The following is a 15,286-nucleotide window of genomic DNA, read 5'->3' as shown; positions in this document are numbered from 1 at the left end:
TTGTGTTATGCAAAAAGCAAAGCCATACCGCATCAGCTCGGTGACAGAGATACATCGCCTGATGGCGCTGCCCAAGCCGCACCATCCGCTGATCAGTATCGTTGACCTGAAAGGCTTAAAGAATGACCATGACATCGACGCGGTGGTATTTGATATGTACGTTATCTCGATGAAGAGGGGTTGTGATAACCTGGTATACGGCCAGCAAAAATACGATTTTGATGAAGGCCTGTTGGCCTTCTTATCGCCCGGTCAGATCTTACGAGGAGATGAGAACGGTATACCCGCCAACCTGGAGGGGTGGATGCTCTTCATCCATCCGGACCTTTTATGGAACACCTCGCTCGCTGCTAAGATCAAGAGATATGAGTTCTTCGGTTATGCTACCCACGAAGCGCTTTTCATGTCTGACAAGGAAGAGACCGTTATTAACGATATCATCAGAAACATCAGGAATGAGTATAATGCTAATATCGATAGGTTTAGCCAGGATATCATCATTGCCAACCTGGAAACCTTGCTCAACTATGCCGAGCGTTTTTATCAGCGCCAATTTATTACGCGTAAGATAACCAACCATAAGATATTGGAACGGTTGGAAATAATTTTAAACGAGTATCTTAATGATGAAGCATTGCTTTCCAAAAGCGCACCTACCGTTCAGTATCTTGCCGACACGCTGAACATGTCGTCCAAATATCTGAGCAGCCTTTTAAAACAGCTGACCGGTCAAACGACCCAGCACATCATCCACGAAAAAATGATCGAAAAGGCTAAAGAGCAATTATCCACCACCACGCTTTCTGTAAGCGAGATCGCTTACAGCCTGGGTTTTGAACATTCACAGTCATTCAGTAAGTTGTTCAAAAGCAAAACCAAGCGGTCGCCGCTGGAGTTCAGGGCCTCTTTCAACTAAAGGTCGGTGCACGGTGTTTTTTAACTCTTCAACTACTTGAACTTTTTTACGGCGAACCACTGCGACCTTTGTGCTATGGAAGAGATCAAATTTCCCGATATCGAGCCAGGTCAGGGACCTGTGGTGATGCTGAACCTGATAAGGTTCAAAGACAAGAAGGTCTATTTTGACGAGTATATCCCTGCCTTCGGCCAGGTCGTTAAGCAGTTAGGCATCGAAGGCGTTAAAGTAAGGTTCGTGAGCGAAGTGGTAGCGAATATTGTTGCAGATGGGCAGGAACAATGGGACGAGGTGGTACTTGTAGAGTACCCCAGTGCCGAAGCGTTCATGACCATTCCTCAAAGTGAAGTATACCAAACGATCGCCAACCCGCTTCGCATTGCGGGTACCGCCGAACTTAAACTGATCATGACCCGGCAGATCGACATTTAATATACTTGTATCATGTCTCACCTGATCCTGCGGAATTTTGCTCTTCACGTTGCACTTGCCTCTGACGAAGAGGAGCAGATACTGGCTGTAATGGGCCGGAAACGCGTAAAGAAGAGGTCAGTGTTGATCGGGCCGGGGGAAGTTGAACGGCATATTTACTTCGTTGAGCAAGGATGTTTGCGAATGTTCCATACTGATACGGACGGACAGGAACATAACCTATGTTTTTACCCCGAGAATTGGTGGGCATGCGATAACGTATCGTTCTTTAAGAGGAAGCCTGCTACGCATACCATACAAGCGCTTGAAGATACGGAGGTCAGTTACTTTACCTTGCTAGATCTGGAAGAATTGTTCGCCCGTATCCCTAAACTGGAGCGATTTTTCCGGATACTGATCCAAAACGGTTTTGACATGTTTCAGCGCCGGGTAACGTCCAATCTCTCGCTAACTGCAGAACAGCGGTATCTGGAATTCCGACAGCATTACCCGGGTCTTGAGCAGCGCATCGATCAAAAGCAGATCGCCAGCTACCTGGGGATCACCGCAGCCTTTTTGAGCATGCTACGCAAACAAAAAGACCTTTAGAGGGCACAAATAACACCGGCGTGATCAGTTCTCACGCAACTGGTCACGCCGGTATCTTACAGGAGACATATTGGTGCGTTGCTTGAATAGCTTATTAAAAGACTGAGGATGCTCGAATCCCAGTTGGTAAGCTATCTCTGCAGTGGTGAGGTCGGTTTGATCCAATAACGATTTAGCTCTCTCTATCAACGCGAGGTGAATATGCTGTTGAGTGGTCTTTCCGGTAATTGACCTGAGCATATCCGATAGGTAACGTTGTGATACATTCAAATGAGCAGCGATGTCTTTGGGCGAAGGCGGCCCGCTAACGATCGCGTTGTTAAAGCGGTCGGCCAACCACTTATCCATTTTCAAGATAAGCTCGTGGTGGATGTTCTTCCTGGTCTGAAACTGCCGGTTATAGAAGCGATCACTATGATTGAGCAACAGATCCAATTGAGACAGCAGTACCTGATGGCTGAACTGATCGATTTTATTTTCAAGTTCTGTATGGATGGCTTGAAAAAGCCCTTCCATCGTCGACTTCTCTTTCGATGAGAGGAATAATGCTTCTGCCACCGAGTAGTCAAAAAAACCATAGTGATGGATGCCTTGTGCAAGGGAGTGGCCGGTCAGTAGATCAGGGTGAAAGTATAGGGCATAGCCGTTAAAATTGTCAAGTTCGGCCGTTAGTTGAACAGCCTGGCCGGGAGCCAAGAAAGCCATGCCGCCCTCTTGGTAATCATAAGTGCCTGGCCCATATTTCACGCTGCCAGTAAAATCTTTCTTGAAAGTGACCTTATAAAAGTCGAGCACGATCCAATTACCCGCATCACGCAGATCCACCGTTACCTCATCATAATTGACCAGTGTGATCAATGGATGAGCAGGTGCCTCAAGCCCCAGGCGGCGGATCAGATCAGTTATCGTTTCAAATCTAATTGTGTTCACATGATCTGTATTTAGGTAATTTTACTTATTCAACCTTGAACCGACGGCCGGATAACGATATCACCTACATCCACATTTTGCGGCTGACCGATAGCATACGCCACCGCCTGCGCGATTGCTTCGGGAGGTATCGATATCCGATCAGCTGTTGCCTGGCTGGCCGACCGTATGGCCTCATTCTTGATATTACTTACAAATTCGGTGGCCACGTACCCTGGGGAGATGCCCGTTACCCTCCATCGTCCTTCCGACTCTTGACGAAGCGCTTCGCTGATCGTACGTACCGCGTTCTTGGTTCCTGCGTAAACGCCCATGGTGGGCACGATCGCAATACCAGCGGTAGAGATAATATTCACAAAGTGCCCTGAACCGTTCTTCAGAAACTCAGGCATAGCAGCGGCGATGCCGTAAAGCGTACCCTTGATGTTCACATCTATCATTTGTTCCCAGCCTTCTACGTCCGTTTCTTCCATACGATATAACTGTGCGATACCCGCATTGTTCACCATCACGTCCAGACGGCCAAAATGTTTTACGGCAAGGGCCACCAATGCTTCCAAATCCTGACGTTGGGTCACATCTGTCTGTGTATATGCCGCCTGACCTCCATTTTGCCGGATCGCATCCACTATACTCTCCAATTGTTCAATTCGACGTGCACCTAACACCACCTTTGCACCTTGAGCGGCTAATAATTCGGCTGTTGCTTTGCCGATGCCACTACTGGCACCTGTGATCACTACTACTTTTCCTGCTATCTCGCTATTCATATCTATTGATTAGGAAGCAAATCTCATAAGATCTGATAGCTTGAATGTAGCCGTTTTGGTCAAATGAGTAGCCGTTTTAGCAGGTTCTGAAACAATAAATTGGTTGTAAGTGCTGCACGAGATACGAGCTGTTATCACCACATAGCGTGCAGTGTCGAGCACTTGATATCTCAGTCATAATAAATATCCTAATGATGAACGGAAGTGGGAGAGGCTTGAATGTTCACATCCTCGCTTGAGTAGAATAGGCGGATAAAGTGATCAAAAGGATATGGCGCTCATTGCAAAAGGTCTTAATTTTTATGAATGTGCTAAAAATTTGCAAGGAAAGATTTAAATCGCTTTATTTGTCTACTAAATCGATAGATATTATAGAATAATCCATGAAGCACGACCTTTTGCAACCCAACAGCATCTTCGAACGATGGGGGCTGGCTGAGCGCGCCGTTGATCCACAACGTGTGCTGAATAGCCTGACCAACACCAAAGTAATGCAATTCCACTGTTGTTGCTGAGCGCATCAGCCCTGATGCTTTTTCAGTAAGTCTCCTAAGGCTGGCATATTTAACATCTGTGAGGTCCGGCCGATCTTTCAATAACATACTTTTCAACATGAAACACTTTTACAAAAACAGTGTCCTGGCATTGCTATGGGTCTTGGTGACTCACATTGCTATGGCGCAACAAGGTGGCCAGCCCACCATCAAATCCAAACTATTAGGCACCGTCGTCGATGCTAATAATAAACAACCTATCGCCGGTGCTGTGGTCAAGATCAAAGGGACCACGCATGCGGTCGCTACCGATGCCGACGGTAAGTTCTCATTCGTAACTGGTCAAAGTTTTCCGTATACATTGGTCGTAAGCTTTATTGGGTACATTCAGCAGGAGACCAAAGTTGATGGGAGCCCGGTGGAGATCCAACTCAAAGAGAACGTTAGTCAACTGAATGATGTGGTCATTACCGGCTATACTGTGCAAGAACGAAAGTATGTGGCCAGCTCCATCACCAGCGTTAAAGGTGATGTGATCAAAGACCAGCCGGTGGCAGGTTTCAACCAATTGCTACAAGGTAAGGCCACTGGTGTGCAGGTGCTGGCCAGCAATGGCGTGCCGGGTGGTGGCATCACGTTCCGAGTGAGAGGTAATAACTCGATCAATGCCTCTGTAGACCCGCTATATATCATTGATGGGGTTTTTGTAAGCAACACTGATCCGATCCAGACCGGCTTGGGTAACCAACAAGGTTCTAATCCATTGGCAGATATCAATCCCAACGATATCGAGGATATACAGATACTTAAAGATGCGAACGCTACGGCTATTTATGGTTCATTAGGCGCTAACGGTGTGGTGATCGTGACCACCAAGCGGGGCAAGCGTAATACAGCGGCTCGCATTAGCCTGAACACTTATCAGGGCTGGTCTACCGCCATTAAAAAATTCAAAGTAGCTACCGGACCTGAGACCGCCATATTGACCAATGAGGCGCGCGTGAATACCGTGAAGGATAATCCTGCCCTGCCCGCACCAACATTGATCGCTAACGCGGAAGGGCAACCCACGTATGATCGCTTTGCCGATCTTTTCCGTACCGCGCGTACCCAAAATTATGAGCTGGCTACGCAGGGGGGTACCGAAAGGAGTAACTATTACATAGGTCTGGGCTATTTGAACCAGGAATCGGTGGTACGACCATCTGACTATACCCGCTATACGGCAAGGTTGAACTACGATACTTACCTGATCGACAGATTCAAAGTAGGGACCAGCATCAACCTCACCCGGTCACGACGAAAGATCAGCGGTAGCGACAACAATCCTACCGGTGTTATCAATTCGGCGTTATTTCCCCGTTCATACTTACCTATTTACAACCCCGACGGCACCTATGCCCGGTACGGTAGTTTTGACAACCACATCGCACTGATCGAGAACCTGGACAATGATGCCGTGGGATGGCGCACGATTGGTAATATATATGGCGAGTATACCATTATACCAGGATTGAAGCTGCGCAGTAGCTGGAGCCTTGACAACGGCTCCGAATATGAAAATAATTACTCAAATACGCTGATCAGCGCAGGTATAGCGACGAATGGATCAGCCGCATCATACGAGAACAAGAATTTGGTGCTGACCAACGAACAGGTTCTGAACTATATTAAGACGTTCGGCCCGAACGGTAAGCATAATATCAATGCGCTCATTGGTAATACCATTAATACCGTGCTCTCTCAAAACACCACAGCTACCGGGACAGGGTTCGCTGCTAACAGCTTAAAGTCAGTTGCTGTGGCAGCTACCCGTTCTGGCTCTTCATCAAAGGCTGAGTCAAAGTTACTTTCCTTTTTCAGCAAGGTGAGTTATACGTATGATAACAAATACACAATAGATGGAAGCATACGTGCCGATGGCTCGACCAAGTTCGGGGTGAACAACCGTTGGGGATACTTTCCTTCAGGTGGGTTTGCGTGGCGTGCCGGTCAGGAAGAATTCATTAAAAAGCTCAATATTTTTGATGAGTTAAAGATCCGGGCCAGTATCGGGCTTTCGGGTAATCAAAACGGTATCGGGTCATACGCCGCCCAAGGGCAATGGTCTTCAGGAGCCAATTACCTCGAGCAACCGGGTACTGCACCTTCGCAATTGGCCAACCCTGATCTTGGCTGGGAGACCACCCGCCAGGTCGATGTGGGGGCGGAGTTCGGTATCTTAAAGAACAGGTTGACCTTTGTAGTGGATTACTACAACAAATATACTTACGACCTTTTGCTGAACGTCCCGGTGCCTTACCGCTCAGGTTTCACTTCTTACCTTCAAAACTATGGTGCAGTGCGTAACAAGGGTGTAGAGTTGAACATCAATTCGACCAACGTTAGGTCGGCCAACTTTAAATGGAACACTAACTTCAATATCTCTTTCAATAACAACAAGATCGAGAAATTAGCATCAGATATAGCCTTGGGCGCTTCGGGCCGTAACATTTCCATTTTAAGGCAGGGCTTTGCGGTCAACTCGTTCCAATTATACAAACAGCTTTATGTGGACCCGCAAACCGGTAACGCTGTATATGAAGATGTGAACAAGGATGGTCAGATCACCTCGGCCGATCGCCAGATCGTAGGCAATGCTCTACCGAAGTTCACCGGTGGCTTCACTAACAACCTCAGCTATAAAAATGTTGACCTTAGCTTCTTCTTTTACTTTCAGCAGGGTAACAAGATCATGAACATGAACGATTTCTTCATGGTGCATGGTGGCTTACAAGCTAACATCGGTTTCCTGCCACGGCAATTGGAACGGTGGCAAAAGCCGGGTGATCAGACCGACATACCGCGCTTGACCACCGACAGCCGCAATCCGGCAGTGAATGGAGGTGCTGCCAACAACTATGGTGGCAATGTAGCCAATCTAAGCTCACGCTATCTGGAAGATGGGTCGTTCATCCGGTTAAAGACACTGACCTTGGGCTACAATCTACCATCGGCATTTTTACAAAAGATCAAAGTGAACAAGATCCGGCTTTATGCACAAGCTACCAACCTGCTCACCTTCACCCGTTATGGAGGCCTCGACCCTGAGGTAAGCTCGCAAAGCAGCAACCAGAACACCGCAGGATATGATTGGGCGACCGTTCCGCAGCCTAAGACCTTCCAGATCGGCGCTAACGTAACCTTCTAACAAGTAAAATGGACATCATGAAAACTGCATATCTTAAAAATACACTCCTGATCGCTGCTTTATTAGTGGCCACATCATGCAAGAAATATCTGGAGGTCGTTCCTAACAACGCCTTACCAACGGAGAGCGCCATTACTGACGCTGGCACCGCTCGTGCAGCCATCATTGGAGCCTATGACCGGGTACAGGGATATTATGCTTCAAGCTACCCGACCCTGGGCACCATCACTACCGATAACGTGATATTTAACGGTACCCTGAGCGAATACCTTCAACTAGACCAGAACGCCGTACCGACCGATAATGTGATCACCGTATCGGCCTATCAAAGCATTTATCGTGCTATTAACTCAGCTAACAGCGTGATAGCCTATGTGCCGGGTGTTCAGGACGCTCAACTGACCAATACTGAACGAAATAAGATACTGGGCGAGGCTTATTTTATCAGGGCATTGGGATATTTTGACCTTGCCCGAGGTTGGGGCGGTGTACAACTACAACTTAAGCCGACCACTGACCTTTCGGTGTTGAAAGGCATCAAGCGCAGTACACTTGATCAAACGTATGACCAGGTGCAGGCTGACCTGGTTCAGGCCGAACAGTTGCTCCCCGAAGATGCTACGACACGTAACAGGGCACAAAAAAGCGCAGCCCGGGCTTTAAGGGCAAGGCTGCATTTGTATCGTAAGCAATGGGCCGATGCCGAGAACTATGCCACTCAGGTGATCAGCAATACCAAATATGCATTGGTAAAACCTTACAAAAGTTTCTTTACCGCCCCTTTTCAAACTTCCGAGTCGGTGTTCGAACTGGCTTACTCGGTCAACGATCGCAACACCTATTGGAATCTGTGGTATCCAAGTTCGGCCGGTGGTCAATACACTTTAAAGCCTTCTGATGCTTTGGTGGCCAAGTTGAATAATCCTGCTATTGGTGGCAGCCGGAATACTTTAATTGCTGGCACTGGAAGTTCGGTATATGGCGTTTTATACAATACCACATCTACCAGCGTCGACCCCTCATACCTGATCCGCATAGCCGAATTGTACCTGATCCGTGCCGAGGCACGTGCCCAGCAAGGTAAGCTGGCAGATGCAGCCGCAGATCTGAACATCATTCGCGCTAGAGCAGATGTGGCAGCGACAACCGCCACTACGCAAGCCCAGCTAATGCAGGCCATCGAGGATGAGAACGGGGTAGAGTTCGCGTTCGAGGCTCATCGCTGGTTCGACCTTACCCGCACAGAGCGTGCCGGGGCAGTATTAGGATTAACCAACCGCAATTACTGGTTGTTCCCTATACCTTACTCCGATATCCTATCAGACCCCGACGTTACACAGAATCCAGGTTATTAATTGAATTTAAATATTACATAGATGAAGACCTTATACAAAATACTGTTATTGGCCGCATTAGCCGCACCTGCGCAACAGATCAAGGCGCAGAATAGTTACTATTTCCCGAAAGCTACCGCGTTAGATAGCAAGATCCCAACTCCTGAACAATTTTTAGGATATCCCATAGGTTCGTATTTCACGCGTATAGAGCAGGTGAATGCATACTTTAGAGAGCTTGCCCGCGTAAGTGACCGGGTGCATGTTCAAACCATAGGAAAGACCTACGAGCAGCGTGAGCAGATCATCGTGACCATTACGTCGCCATCTAACTATAACAAACTGGAACAGATACGCCAGGAACACCTGAATCAGACCGATCCGGCCAAACCGGTACTAAGCAGCAATGCCCCGATCATTGTCCATTTGGGCTACGGTGTGCACGGCAATGAGACATCGAGTACCGAGGTGAGCTTACTTACCGGGTATTACCTGGCAGCCAGCAATGATGCCGAGACACAGAAATGGTTGAACGAGTCGGTGATCTTCATTGACCCAGCACTAAATCCTGATGGCCGCGACCGCGCGGCCAATTGGCATAATGCTTATCATTCTTTCCCGCCGGTGGGTGACCCCATTGATAAGGAACACGTTGAAGGCTGGCCGGCTGGTCGCACCAATCATTACTTTACCGACCTTAACCGCGATTGGTTAAATTTAGTGCAGGTGGAAAGCCGCAACCGCATCGAGTTCTTTCACAAATGGTATCCTAACGTGCAGATCGATTTCCACGAGCAGGGTACCAATGCCACTTACTATTTTGAGCCTACACCAAAAAGGCATGAGAGCCCGGTTATACCACAGTTTTTGTATGAGTACCAAGCTATATTGGCCAAATACCATGCAAAAGCGCTGGATGATATCGGCTCATTCTATTTTACTAAGGAAAATTACGATAACCTGTCGCCGATCTATGGTTCTACTTATCCTAAGTTCTTTGGGTCGGTAGCGGCCACGTTCGAGCAGGCTAGTTCACGCGGTATTCAACAGGAATCGAGCAATGGTCTGGTCACTTTTGCGTTCACTATCCGTAACCATTTAGCCACCAGCTTTTCTACCATACGTGGCGCGGTGGCCGAAAAGACCGGTCTGTTCAAAGTACAAAAAGACTTCTTTAAATATGCCTTGGAGCAAGGTCAAAAGAACACAGCCAAGTCCTATATATTTGGCGATAGTAAGGACGTGAACCTTACGCAAAAGTTTTTAGGACTGTTACTACAACACCGCATAAAGGTTTACGGGCTCACCGACAATTACAGCCAGGATGGTAAAACCTTTGAAAAGGGAAAAGCCTTTGTGGTGCCTTCGGCCCAGCCGAACTTCTTACTAGTACACTCTATCTTTGAGGAGAACATCTTGCGCGACAGTATCTATTATGATAACACCGGCTGGAGCATCATTCATGCGTACGGGCTAAAATATGCGAAGGTGCCAACAGTCATAGCAAAGGGATCGGAGGTCGGCAATGTAAGCCTTGCTAAAGGCCTAATCGAGGGCGATCGCGCGAGTTATGCTTACTTGCTCAACTATAGTGATTACAATGCAAGTAAAGCTTTATATAAACTGCTGATCAGGAACGTGCTGGTGAAAACGGCCTTCAAGTCTTTCGTTGTGAATGCAGGTAGTGGCAAGCGTAGCTTTGCACCCGGATCGTTAGTGATACCTGTAGCAGGGCAAACCATATCAGCCGATTCTTTGCATAAAGCTGTCAGCGATGTAGCTGCAGAGACTCATATCAACGTGTTGGCTGTAAATGGCGGTTTTAGCGCCGAAGGTATCGACCTGGGAAGCAGCAACATCAAAGCGGTACGAAAACCGGAAGTAGCGCTGGCGTTCGGTCAGGGCGTAACGGCATCAGAGGCGGGTCAGGTGTGGTTCTTGCTGAACCAGCAATTGGACCTGCCGGTCACCAAGATCGACCTGAGCAGCTTTGCGAGGGCATCGTTGAAACGATACAATGTATTGGTATTACCTGCTGGCAACTACAGCGCCTGGGATAACACCATTATTGAGAAGTTGAAGAATTGGGTGAATGATGGAGGCACGCTGATCACTTTTCAAACCGCTACAGCGTGGGCGGTGCAGCAAGGCCTGGTAAAAGAGAAACTGGTAGAAGCTGACTTCGCTAACCGGGGCGGCCGCGGCGACATTCCTCCACCAGCACCAAAAGATGCCAAAGATGCGGCCACTGGCCCTGGCACGACACGTGCTGCTAACTCGTCAAGGCCTATAGGGAATGAAGAACCTAAGAAAGAAAAACAGCAAAGATTGAACTACGCCCGGCAGGAGGATGTGGAAGGTTCGCGAAGGATCAACGGTGCCATCTTTCAGGCCGATCTGGATATCACACACCCGATAGCTTTTGGTGTTACGAGCCGTAAATTATTCATAAACAAGAATGGGCCTACCATATTGGTACCGAGCGCTAACAAATACGCAACGGTGGCACAGTATAACAGCAAGCCGTTCATTAATGGCTATTCATCCAAATTGAATATTGACAGAGTGGCTAATTCCGCCGCGATCATTGCTGCCGCAAGCGGTAATGGCGAGGTGGTGCTATTTGCTGATGACCCTACTTACCGGGGTTACTGGTTGGGAACTAACCGTTTGTTCCTCAACGCTATTTTCTTTGCCAACCTGCTTAACGGTGGGGGAGGCTTCGGTGCGGAGTGACCGATATCCAAGCTGCACCTGTTCGCCTCAGGTGCAGCTTTTAAAGGCGGCAAGGTCAATTAATCAGGCAGAGGAATGAAAGTTGTATACAAATGTTTCAACGCTTCCTGTTACATCCAGGTCTGAACTGATAAAGCCTTTTGTAAAAAAATAAATACAACGAACTAAGTTGATCTGATCAAGCTCAAAACGTATACATTTGCAATGTCTACTAAATAAATAGAATTTATAGATCATGAGCAATATCGTTATTTCACATGAACATCCTGATTGGTTCAAACCTTTGTTCGCTGAACTGGAAAAAAGAGGGCTGAGCTACGAGACCGCGGATCCCACCCAGCATCATTACGCGATCGAAGAGAGCGCGGGTGGCATATCGTTATTTTTTAACCGAATGAGCCCGTCGGCTTATCTACGTGGTGGCGTACAAGGCACCTTTTACACCTTAAATTACCTGAAGCATTTAGAAGAGAATGGTGTTAGGGTGATCAATGGATACAAGGCCTTTGTATATGAGACCTCGAAAGCGTTACAATTACAATTGCTGCAAAAGCTTGGCATCAAATATCCTAAGTCAAGAGTGATCAACCATGCGTCGCAGTTGGAGGCGGCTACGGAGGGGTTACGATTTCCGATCGTGGTCAAAGCCAATATTGGCGGTAGCGGTGCAGGTATCGAAAAATTCAATGACATCGAAGAGGTCCGCGAGGCGGTCAAAAACGGACAGATCGATCTTGGTATCGATCATACGGCGTTGGTGCAGGAATTTATTCCTGCCCGTGGCGGTCACATCACCCGGGTGGAGACACTAGGAGGCAAATATTTATATGCTATTAAGGTGTACACATCAGGCGAAAGTTTCAACTTGTGCCCGGCAGATATATGCCAAACCACAACGGGGCAGGACCTGGTACGTAACGCCTGTGCGGTGGACGCTCCCAAGAACGGCTTAAAAGTGGAAGCCGATACACCTCAGGCTGATGTTATCCAAAATATAGAGACCATTGTACAACAGAGTGGTATCGATGTAGGCGGTATCGAATATATTATTGATGACCGCGACGGAGAGGTGCTTTATTATGATGTAAATGCGCTATCGAATTTCGTAGCCGATGCAGTGAACGTGATCGGCTTTAACCCACACGAGCGATTGGTAGATTATTTAGAACAGGAAGCGGTACGCTCGACCGTTGACGAAGCGGTAGCACAATAAATATAACGATATGCGATACGGATATTGGTTGCCCATTTTTGGTGGTTGGCTGCGTAATGTTGAGGACGAGGGCATGGCGCCCAGCTGGGAATACGTAAAGAAGTTGGCTGTAAGGAGTGAAGAGATCGGTTTTGATCTTGCCCTTATTGCCGAATTATATTTGAACGATATAAAAGGTGAAGAAGCACCTTCGTTGGATGCTTGGTCCACAGCTGCTGCTTTAGCGGCCGTTACACAAAAGCAGGAGTTGATGGTAGCCGTTAGGCCTACTTTTCATAACCCAGCCTTGTTGGCAAAGCAAGCCGCCAACATCGATCACATCAGTGGTGGCCGGTTATCGCTAAATGTGGTTTCATCATGGTGGAAGGACGAAGCCGAAAAATACGGTATTTCATTCAAGCAGCATGATGATCGCTATGCCCGCACTGCCGAGTGGCTCAAGGTGGTGGACAATGTATGGAAGCAGGATCATTTCAGCTTTAACGGCAGCTACTATAATGTTAAAGACAATGTGCTTCAACCCAAACCGGTCGCTAACCGTTCGCGCCCTAATATATATGCCGGTGGCGAGTCAGAGGCCGCTAAGGAGCTGATATCAGCCACTTGCGACGGCTATGTGATGCACGGTGATTCGCCTGAACTCATCGCACGGCGGATCAATGACCTGCGTGAACGACGCGATAGAAAAGGCTTACCGCCAATGAAATTCGGCGTGGCGGCCTACAGCATTATACGCAACAGCGACGTAGAGGTGAAGCAAGAATTGGAACGGATCACAAACGTTAAGGAGGGGTCATCAGGATACAAGAACTATCAACAATGGTTGTCAGGCACACAGCTCGAACAACAGGTATCCTTGCAGGATTACTCTGTATCCAACAGGGGATTGCGTTCGGGCCTGATTGGTACACCATGGCAGGTACAGGATCGCATAGCAGAGTTCGAAAAGATAGGCGTTGACTTTTTTCTGCTGCAATGCAGCCCTCAATTAGAGGAGATGGAACGATTCGCGGAAGAGGTCATCACCACAATAGCCAATGCCTGACAAAGGCCAAAGATCTAGCCGGGTTCAAAATCAGTTTAAAAGTTAACCATGAACATAAGATAGCTTATTGAACATGCTCGACAAAGCATAGTCTTTACCTCCAGAGATCGGCTTCTTCCTCTTGTTTAAGCATTCAGGTGTCGAATACTTAGCTACCTATCTGCCTGTACAAATTCTCCGTTCCTTAAAGCGATCTCATTACCCCATGTAAGTATAGCCTGAAGTACAGGGATGACAGTTTCACCGAACTCGGTCAGGCTATAGATCACTTTGATAGGTGGCTTTTCACCATAAACCTGCCTGGTAATCAACCCATCTTCCTCCAATTGTTTCAGTTGAAGGCTCAATGTCCTTTCGGTAATGAAGGGCATTTCCTTTCTCAACTCGCTATAACGTTTAGGGGCGTCTTTGAGATGATATAAAATGACGGTCTTCCACTTTCCGCCGATCAACTCCATCGCTAAACTGACCGTACATGGATATAAGTTATCATTGAATTTTACAAGGTCGGATCTGCATTCTATCGTCATGTCGTTCATTTGAGCCACCTATCCAAATGGATAGTTATTGCAAAGCTAACAAGCTATCAATAGGTTTGCAACTATAAATTTCATAGTACCAACTTATTGTTACAGCGATGAACGATTCAATGATATACAAAACATCAGCAGATGTACACAAGCCACTGATCACAATTACCGGTGTCTTAGGAAAGCAGGGATGTAGTGCTGCCCATACCTTATTAGAAAGCGGGCGTTACCGTGTTAGGGGTATCACCCGCCGTACCGATACCGCGGAAGCCCGCAGCCTACTGGCAAAAGGAATTGAGCTGATCGCTCTGCCACTTGATGTAGGATATCAGGCAGCTTATACAAAGGCTTTCAGCGGCTCGGATAGCGTTTTCTTGATGACGCCAAGTATCGTACCACCTGATACTCATGAATTTGAATTAGGTAAGCAACTGGCAGATGGCGCTGTTGACGCGGGAGTGCGGCACATCGTCTTCAGCAGCCTTGAAAATGTAGATGAGCTTACTAATGGTCAATTGTTCGCACCACATTTTACCGATAAGGCCAGGATCGAGAGCTATATCCGTACGTTACCGGTCACCAGTTCATTCATCTATATGGCATTCTTTTACACCAACTTTATGGAGTTTTACACGCCTAAGATGGAACATGATAAGATGATCTTTCCGATTTATTTGCCCGAAGACTTTCGTGCGCCATTCGTAGACCCGCTTACGGCAACGGGTCCGGCGGTGTTAGAGATATTATCTGATCCCGAACGCTATGCCGACCGGTCACTACCGGTAATAGGTGATCTTATCTCGCCACGAGAAATGGTCGAAACGTTCAACAGGGTGACGGGTAAAAATGCTGAGTATCGGTCCGCCTATACAAAGCAAGAACTACTTGGTCAGTTCCCTGAACTTGCCTCGAATGAAGACCTGGTGAGGGAGCTGACAGGGATGGTGAGGTACGCCGTAGAATATGGCTATTTTAAAAGTGATCGTGACCTTGAATGGAGTCGGCAGATAGACCCAAAAAGTCTCGATTGGGAACAATTTCTTCGCAAGACCGGTTGGAAAGGTGAAAAGCGATCATTTTAGTTCTGTAATGAATAGTCCTTAGCGGG

The 15,286-nt window shown here is 47.5% G+C and carries 13 protein-coding genes; 9 read left to right on the top strand and 4 right to left on the bottom strand.

The genetic code is table 11. From position 1 onward, the window contains the following. The first annotated feature begins 7 nt into the window (after window positions 1–7). From LLH06_RS14305 to LLH06_RS14295, 3 genes are all read left to right on the top strand, one after another. On the top strand, window positions 8–916 hold the full coding sequence (locus LLH06_RS14305) for a helix-turn-helix domain-containing protein (RefSeq protein WP_228169973.1): 909 nt from the start codon (window positions 8–10) through the stop codon (window positions 914–916). A 75-nt stretch (window positions 917–991) separates the two neighbouring features. Continuing rightward, on the top strand, window positions 992–1,348 hold the full coding sequence (locus LLH06_RS14300; protein WP_228169972.1) for a DUF1330 domain-containing protein: 357 nt from the start codon (window positions 992–994) through the stop codon (window positions 1,346–1,348). Window positions 1,349–1,360: 12 nt separating this feature from the next. Then, the gene (locus LLH06_RS14295) at window positions 1,361–1,936 is read left to right on the top strand and encodes a Crp/Fnr family transcriptional regulator (protein WP_228169971.1); all 576 of its coding nucleotides are present in this window, start codon (window positions 1,361–1,363) and stop codon (window positions 1,934–1,936) included. A gap of 24 nt (window positions 1,937–1,960) precedes the next feature. Here LLH06_RS14295 and LLH06_RS14290 read toward each other — a convergent pair whose 3' ends face one another. The 3 genes from LLH06_RS14290 to LLH06_RS14280 form a co-directional block, all read right to left on the bottom strand. Beyond that, window positions 1,961–2,866, bottom strand: coding sequence for a helix-turn-helix domain-containing protein (locus tag LLH06_RS14290; protein ID WP_228169970.1), 906 nt, complete (start codon window positions 2,864–2,866; stop codon window positions 1,961–1,963). Between the two features lie 29 nt (window positions 2,867–2,895). Continuing rightward, on the bottom strand, window positions 2,896–3,636 hold the full coding sequence (locus tag LLH06_RS14285; RefSeq protein WP_228169969.1) for an SDR family oxidoreductase: 741 nt from the start codon (window positions 3,634–3,636) through the stop codon (window positions 2,896–2,898). Window positions 3,637–3,947: 311 nt separating this feature from the next. Beyond that, window positions 3,948–4,238 carry a hypothetical protein gene (locus LLH06_RS14280; RefSeq protein ID WP_228169968.1) on the bottom strand — a complete coding sequence of 97 codons (291 nt, stop codon included), beginning with the start codon at window positions 4,236–4,238 and terminating at the stop codon, window positions 3,948–3,950. Window positions 4,239–4,248: 10 nt separating this feature from the next. On the opposite strand from LLH06_RS14280, the gene LLH06_RS14275 reads away from it, so the two are divergent. From LLH06_RS14275 to LLH06_RS14255, 5 genes are all read left to right on the top strand, one after another. Further along, window positions 4,249–7,320 (top strand): SusC/RagA family TonB-linked outer membrane protein, encoded by a 3,072-nt coding sequence (locus tag LLH06_RS14275; protein ID WP_228169967.1) that lies wholly within the window; start codon window positions 4,249–4,251, stop codon window positions 7,318–7,320. A 17-nt stretch (window positions 7,321–7,337) separates the two neighbouring features. Beyond that, complete coding sequence (locus LLH06_RS14270) at window positions 7,338–8,675, top strand: RagB/SusD family nutrient uptake outer membrane protein (RefSeq protein ID WP_228169966.1); 1,338 nt, start codon at window positions 7,338–7,340, stop codon at window positions 8,673–8,675. A 21-nt stretch (window positions 8,676–8,696) separates the two neighbouring features. Further along, window positions 8,697–11,390 carry a M14 family zinc carboxypeptidase gene (locus tag LLH06_RS14265; protein WP_228169965.1) on the top strand — a complete coding sequence of 898 codons (2,694 nt, stop codon included), beginning with the start codon at window positions 8,697–8,699 and terminating at the stop codon, window positions 11,388–11,390. Window positions 11,391–11,625: 235 nt separating this feature from the next. Then, window positions 11,626–12,603: an ATP-grasp domain-containing protein gene (locus LLH06_RS14260; protein WP_228169964.1), complete on the top strand. Its 978-nt coding sequence runs from the start codon at window positions 11,626–11,628 to the stop codon at window positions 12,601–12,603. A 10-nt stretch (window positions 12,604–12,613) separates the two neighbouring features. Further along, a complete protein-coding gene (locus tag LLH06_RS14255) occupies window positions 12,614–13,648 on the top strand; it encodes an LLM class flavin-dependent oxidoreductase (RefSeq protein ID WP_228169963.1) in 1,035 nt (344 codons plus the stop codon). Between the two features lie 152 nt (window positions 13,649–13,800). Here LLH06_RS14255 and LLH06_RS14250 read toward each other — a convergent pair whose 3' ends face one another. Then, window positions 13,801–14,178: a winged helix-turn-helix transcriptional regulator gene (locus tag LLH06_RS14250; RefSeq protein ID WP_228169962.1), complete on the bottom strand. Its 378-nt coding sequence runs from the start codon at window positions 14,176–14,178 to the stop codon at window positions 13,801–13,803. A gap of 107 nt (window positions 14,179–14,285) precedes the next feature. Here LLH06_RS14250 and LLH06_RS14245 point away from each other — a divergent pair, with 107 nt between their 5' ends. Next, a complete protein-coding gene (locus LLH06_RS14245; protein ID WP_228169961.1) occupies window positions 14,286–15,260 on the top strand; it encodes an NmrA/HSCARG family protein in 975 nt (324 codons plus the stop codon). Window positions 15,261–15,286: the final 26 nt, after the last annotated feature.

It is taken from the genome of Mucilaginibacter daejeonensis, from assembly GCF_020783335.1.
Classification (GTDB): Bacteria; Bacteroidota; Bacteroidia; order Sphingobacteriales; family Sphingobacteriaceae; genus Mucilaginibacter; species Mucilaginibacter daejeonensis.
Note: the sequence above shows the minus strand (reverse complement) of the source record. Positions and strands in the feature narration are given on the sequence as shown.

Coding starts and splice junctions, on each gene's coding strand:
- LLH06_RS14250 (WP_228169962.1), bottom strand. CDS start 14,178: ATGACGATAGAATGCAGATCCGACCTTGTAAAATTCAATGATAACTTA.
- LLH06_RS14285 (WP_228169969.1), bottom strand. CDS start 3,636: ATGAATAGCGAGATAGCAGGAAAAGTAGTAGTGATCACAGGTGCCAGT.
- LLH06_RS14245 (WP_228169961.1), top strand. CDS start 14,286: ATGAACGATTCAATGATATACAAAACATCAGCAGATGTACACAAGCCA.
- LLH06_RS14255 (WP_228169963.1), top strand. CDS start 12,614: ATGCGATACGGATATTGGTTGCCCATTTTTGGTGGTTGGCTGCGTAAT.
- LLH06_RS14280 (WP_228169968.1), bottom strand. CDS start 4,238: ATGTTATTGAAAGATCGGCCGGACCTCACAGATGTTAAATATGCCAGC.
- LLH06_RS14275 (WP_228169967.1), top strand. CDS start 4,249: ATGAAACACTTTTACAAAAACAGTGTCCTGGCATTGCTATGGGTCTTG.
- LLH06_RS14260 (WP_228169964.1), top strand. CDS start 11,626: ATGAGCAATATCGTTATTTCACATGAACATCCTGATTGGTTCAAACCT.
- LLH06_RS14270 (WP_228169966.1), top strand. CDS start 7,338: ATGAAAACTGCATATCTTAAAAATACACTCCTGATCGCTGCTTTATTA.
- LLH06_RS14300 (WP_228169972.1), top strand. CDS start 992: ATGGAAGAGATCAAATTTCCCGATATCGAGCCAGGTCAGGGACCTGTG.
- LLH06_RS14305 (WP_228169973.1), top strand. CDS start 8: ATGCAAAAAGCAAAGCCATACCGCATCAGCTCGGTGACAGAGATACAT.
- LLH06_RS14295 (WP_228169971.1), top strand. CDS start 1,361: ATGTCTCACCTGATCCTGCGGAATTTTGCTCTTCACGTTGCACTTGCC.
- LLH06_RS14265 (WP_228169965.1), top strand. CDS start 8,697: ATGAAGACCTTATACAAAATACTGTTATTGGCCGCATTAGCCGCACCT.